Source organism: Stappia sp. P2PMeth1 (genome assembly GCF_900185735.1).
Lineage (GTDB): Bacteria > Pseudomonadota > Alphaproteobacteria > Rhizobiales > Stappiaceae > Stappia.
The window spans coordinates 1-5365 of the sequence record NZ_FYAW01000029.1; the positions used below are offsets into that span (position 1 = coordinate 1).

Annotated in this window: 5 protein-coding genes; all 5 read right to left on the reverse strand. The window is 53.9% G+C overall.

Features of this window, described 5'->3' with window-relative positions:
- Nucleotides 1-82 precede the first annotated feature (82 nt).
- The 5 genes from P2PM1_RS19395 to P2PM1_RS19415 all read right to left on the reverse strand — a co-directional run bounded on the left by P2PM1_RS19395 (nt 83) and on the right by P2PM1_RS19415 (nt 4972).
- Entirely contained in the window at nt 83-703 is a 621-nt protein-coding gene (locus P2PM1_RS19395; protein ID WP_186400183.1) for a polysaccharide biosynthesis protein, read from the reverse strand.
- A gap of 284 nt (nt 704-987) precedes the next feature.
- Complete coding sequence (locus P2PM1_RS19400; RefSeq protein WP_186400184.1) at nt 988-2001, reverse strand: hypothetical protein; 1014 nt, start codon at nt 1999-2001, stop codon at nt 988-990.
- A 135-nt stretch (nt 2002-2136) separates the two neighbouring features.
- Nucleotides 2137-2790 carry an ABC transporter ATP-binding protein gene (locus tag P2PM1_RS19405; protein WP_186400185.1) on the reverse strand — a complete coding sequence of 218 codons (654 nt, stop codon included), beginning with the start codon at nt 2788-2790 and terminating at the stop codon, nt 2137-2139.
- Between the two features lie 12 nt (nt 2791-2802).
- On the reverse strand, nt 2803-3591 hold the full coding sequence (locus P2PM1_RS19410; RefSeq protein ID WP_244301573.1) for an ABC transporter permease: 789 nt from the start codon (nt 3589-3591) through the stop codon (nt 2803-2805).
- A gap of 67 nt (nt 3592-3658) precedes the next feature.
- On the reverse strand, nt 3659-4972 hold the full coding sequence (locus P2PM1_RS19415) for a lipopolysaccharide biosynthesis protein (protein WP_186400186.1): 1314 nt from the start codon (nt 4970-4972) through the stop codon (nt 3659-3661).
- Nucleotides 4973-5365 lie beyond the last annotated feature (393 nt).

Genomic DNA, 5365 nt, shown 5'->3' on the forward strand with positions numbered 1-5365 from the left:
CCAGCACCGGAGGCTATTATCTGGCCCGCGCCACCGCCCGGATCGGCACCTCCATCTGCCCAGGCAATAGCCGAAAAGCCGATCATGCACTAAGACTAAAACTGGACCACCCTTTGGGGGCAGACCATATAGGCAACCTGCTGGCACCACTGGCGATCTTATGCTCGAAGAATGGGACGACAGAACCCGCGGACGCACAGACATTCCCGTAACGGACAACTCCAAACTTTATATTTTGCACACCCACAATATTATTAGCCGCAACAAACAATTTATCTGAGACGAGCTTAGTTGCACCGTACAAGTTAACAGGGTTCGCCGCCTTATCTGTGGATAGCGCCATGACACCCCTCACGCCGTTGGCTATGGCAGCCGCAATCACATTCTGCGCACCATCTACATTTGTCGCGATGCACTCGGTTGGGTTGTATTCGGCAAGCGGAACATGCTTCATCGCAGCCGCATGAATGACATAATCTACGCCACGAAAAGCATACATGAGGCGCTCTCGGTCACGTACATCACCAATGAAGAAGCGCAATCTGGAATCCGAAAACGCCTGCTCCATCTGAAAATGCTTTTGTTCGTCTCTCGAAAAAACTACTACCCGGTGAGGGGTATACCGACTGAGAATAGTTTCTACATATCTTTTTCCAAAGCTACCCGTCCCACCTGTGATGAGGACGCTTGCATTGTCAAACATGGCATCTCCTTTACTCGAAAGCCGACCGATGCTGCCCAAATCGTCATATCATATTTGCAACAGACCGATCGCAACAACGAAAACACTATAGCCAGTGCACATGGAGCGAACGCATGGCGCCCTCTCCCAGAGTGAATGAAACGGCGCTCATCGACAGGACCGCACCACGACCGAAAACACCCCTCTATCCAGACAACGCCAAGCCATAGTTTATTGTCCTCATCTATGTCATCCAAATGGCAAAAGAGCAGTGATGTTGAGGATAAGCCGAACTGGGAGGCACCTCACTCATCTCCAGGAGTGAGGCGCCCGGCTGAACATTTGCGCGCCAAACTCTGAAAACCATCGACAGTATCCAAGATACCTTTTCTCGCATCATCACTATTGTAGCAAGTATATTCTAGCAATGACGCGTGAACTAACTGCGTGACAGTTGCCCGCGTTCGCCGCGAGTTACTTATCCGGATATCGTCTTCAGTTAATCCCCAACCTGCATAGAACGGCATACCAAATGTCCTCACTCGCCTGCCCCAGATGAGTGCTTCAAAACCCATCTGAGATGTTACGGTATAAACTGCGGCGGCATGTTTTATTAGCCTCACTGGATGAACTGGATCCGCTATGAGGTGGATGCGAGGGGACAGACGTGTAATCTCCTCCCCAAAGTGCCCAGGGCGTCGGCCAGCAAGCACATCAGGGTGCGTTTTCACCAGGACCTCATAGCCGGGATTTTCGTGGAGCGCCGCCCTTAGCATCACCGCGAACGCCTCCTGGTCAGCGCCACCATACAAAACAGAGTGGTCCTCTTTCGTTTGATCCACGACTAGAATGTAATTATCAGACAGACTCCCCGCATAGTCGGGTTGAAAATTGTATTTTGACACTCGCATCTCACGCCACGTAGCAATGATTTCTTGAGCCTGCATTTCTTGATCTGGAGAGAGACTGTCGGCGATTAAATTTTCCAGCCGCGAGGGGTGACTACAATCATAGTAGATACCGACATCGTCAACGACGATAGATAACGGAAGATCCAAGTGGCCAAGCCGACGCGAACGCAGAAAACCATCTTCTAGTAGCCATACCGGGCTGTTCGTAACGGCGCCGATGCGGCGTGCACGCAACCCACTTTTTTTCAGGCCCCATCCAATCCGTATAGCATCCTTACGGCGCCTAGCTGCGAAATCGCGGTAGAGCGGTGCGTTGAGGAACCCCTCAATTAACGAACGCTGACGCCACAGGCCGCTATCGCACCACGAGATAACAAAGGAACAGACGTCGTGGTTCGGGACACTCATACTTTGGCTCCGGCCGGCCAGCCCAGATCTCGAAGTATACCACTCAGCAGATCAACCATCAGTCTGTCTTCCGTCATATTTCCAACGTAGTCGCGTTTACTTCACAGTAGCGAAATTCAAAACTTAGTCAGAATTCTAAATTTGAGAATTACTATGAACTTCAATCGCATCCTCTACATCTTCATAATAGAACAACCTCCCCCCCTCCAGATAACACCCGCTCTTGCAAAATTTTCTTATGGTTGTGACACTATGTGATATCATAATTATTCTCGATTTTTCTATTTTACTCTGAAACATTTCATTGCACTTTTGCTTAAATCGCTCATCTCCAACTGCCGTTACTTCGTCTATAAGGTAGTAGGAGAAGTCGATTGCCATGCTCACGCCAAAGGCCAAGCGCGCTTTCATGCCGCTCGAATAGGTCTTGATCGGCAAGCGCATGGACGGGCCTAGTTCCGAAAAATCCTCAACAAACTCGACAACACGTTCCGTATCCTCGCCATACATGCGCGCCACAAACCGCGCATTCTCAATTCCTGTCATGTCACCATTGAAGCCGCCACTGAAGCCGAGTGGCCAGGACACCCTGCCGCGGCGAATGATCTGCCCCTGATCCGGCAATTCAGCCCCCGCAATCAACCGCATCAAGGTCGACTTGCCCGCCCCATTGCGTCCCAATATCGCGATATTGCGATCCGACGGCAGATCCAGTGTCAGATTGTCGATCACAACCTTGCGGATGCCGCTCAGCCGGTAGGTCTTTCGAACATTGCGGAAGCCAATCATCGTTGGGTCCTGCTACTTCTGATGCTTCCGGTAGAGGCGCTCCGCGCCAAAAGCCACCGCCAACAGCACCCCGATATAGAACCACAGATAGCCCAGATCGAGCGTCGAACTGCGATAGTTGGAATAGTAGCCAACCCGCACCCAATCGATTGCATGCAGCAGCGGGTTCCAGGACAGCACATAGCGAATATGTGGTGGAAACAGATCGGGAATGAAAAACACCCCAGAAATGAAAAACAGTGGCCTGGTGATTATCTTCTCGATTCTCTTCCATGTCGGCCACAATAGGCAGATAACTGCATTGGTCAAACCCGCTCCAAGACCAAGCAAGGCCATGGCCGCAATCGCGAAAAGAACCTGATCCAACCGGTGCGGGAATCCAGCCTCTCCCACAATCATCAAGCCTGCAAAGAAGATGACGTAGATAAACAGATAGGTCATCACGATCAGGATAAACCGGGCGAGAACGACATCTGTCTCTTTGACAAGCGGATAAGCCAACAGACCCCGATTGGCGTCAAACACCGCCATAAGCGAGCCCGAAAGCTTCTGATACAGCTGAAACGTCAGGATTCCCGTCGCGAAGAAAAGTGGGAAGCTTGTCCCGATAGGGGGATGGCGGGTGACAACCGAAAAAATCAAGGTCAGCAAGGCCGTTCCGAGAACCGGCTCGAAGATTGCCCAGAAATACCCCATCTTGACCGAGCCGAACGTCACACGTGACTCGCGCAGCACAAGCGCCGCGATCACCCGCGCCTTGACGCGAAGCGGGTTCTCCACCTTGTCCATAACCATAGACATCAGCCAGCCCCGTGCGATCCATCAAGGGCGGTCCAACAGCCTCGGCCCGATCTATCCACACGCCCCCTCATCGCATGTGATCGCGAATGGAATAGGCCAGGAGCACGCCAATGCTCCACAGGATCAAGGCTGAAATAAACACCAGGAACGTGTTCAGCCCGCGATACGGATAAATGGCAAGCTCCGGAAGACCGGGAGTGGCAAACACTGCCAGGAACCGCTGCTGACGATCCGCCTCGGCACGCGCGCGCTCCAACGAGGCAAGCGACGTCGCATAGGCCTTCTGTGCGAACTCCATATCCACCTGCAGTTTCTCGTAATCTGCCAGCAAACTCGACAAGCCCCGACCAACCCGGCTCGGGTCACCCGTCTCATTCGTCACTTCCGTCTGCGTTTCGAGTAACTGCCGCTCCAGGGACGCAATCTGCTTGCGCAGCTGAACCACCGGCAGCGCATCCTCATCCAACGAGGCCTGCAAGGTGCCAAGCCGGGCCCGCAATTCGATCAGCTGCGTTTCAATGCCCGTCACAAGCTGCACTTGAGCTGCGGCCGATGCCGTCGGATCCACCGCACTGGATGAAGAGCGGAACTTCCGCATCTCCTCTCGGATGACCCTAAGTCTCACCTCGGCTGCCGCCGCCTCCTTCTGGGCAAATTGAACAGCATCCTTGCGCGCTCTCTCAGAAAGCCGGTTTATCAAGTCCTGGCTGTACTTCACAATCAGCGCAGCAATGGCTTCTGCATCATCTGCCGTGAACGCTTGAACCTCAAAACTCACAATCGCTGAGGTGTTGTCATAGGTCGCAGTTATCATCCACTTCCAGTACTCCACCACCTCCTCAATAGGAGAAGCCGCATCCAACCTGTAGAAGAAGTCAATACTGCTTCTACTGAATGCCTCCCGCAGGTCAAACTCGCCCTGGATCTTCTCGATCAGCTCGCGGCTCTTCAGGTATTCAAGGACGATATAGGAATCCGTCGTTGTCGTGCCGACACTCGAGAGGCCCGCAATCGCCCCCAGGAAATCCCCGCCTGAGGGCACACTGTCCATGCTGCGAACCGCAAAGCTGGCGCTGGCCGCATAGCGCTCGGACGCAATCAGAAAGAAATACAGCGCCCCAAGAAGGCTGGGCAAAATCACGCAGACCACGAAGGACAGCTTCAACATAACCCGCCGCAGGTGACGGGGGCGAATGTTGAGATCGGCCCTGCGCGCAATCGCCGCAGCAGCGCGGTCTATCCGCAACGGGATAACCCGCGGCTCCTTGACCTCCTTGACCTCCTGGGACGTCTTGGACTCGACGACCTCCTTTTGAGGCTGAGGCGTCACCGCCTTCGGCTTCTCAGGCTCCGCAAGCTTCACGTCGGCTTTTTCAGACATTGGGCTCCGTCACCGTCAAAGAGTCGTCCATGCGCTTTCGCAAGTCCATTCAACAGCTATCTGTTGAAAAATAGGAAAATTCATGGCGCTCTGCCAAAACCGGCGGGCGGGCCCAAAGGCCCACCACACACTCAAGCTATACCGTATGCCGCGCAGTTCAACCAGTGATGCAATGCAGCAACGGCCAGACTCGGGAGGGCTGGCCTGCTCTTGCCAGGTCCATCCCCTCAGTTTGTCGCCAGCGCGTCGACCGTTCTGGCACTGGACAGCAGCGGGCCGATGATCTGCAGGAACTTGCCGAACTCCGCCGTCGGATGGTTGGCGACGTAGATGATATCCTTGTCGCGCATCTCAAGCGAACGGGCCAGGAAAAACGCCTCGGCCGCGCGCAGG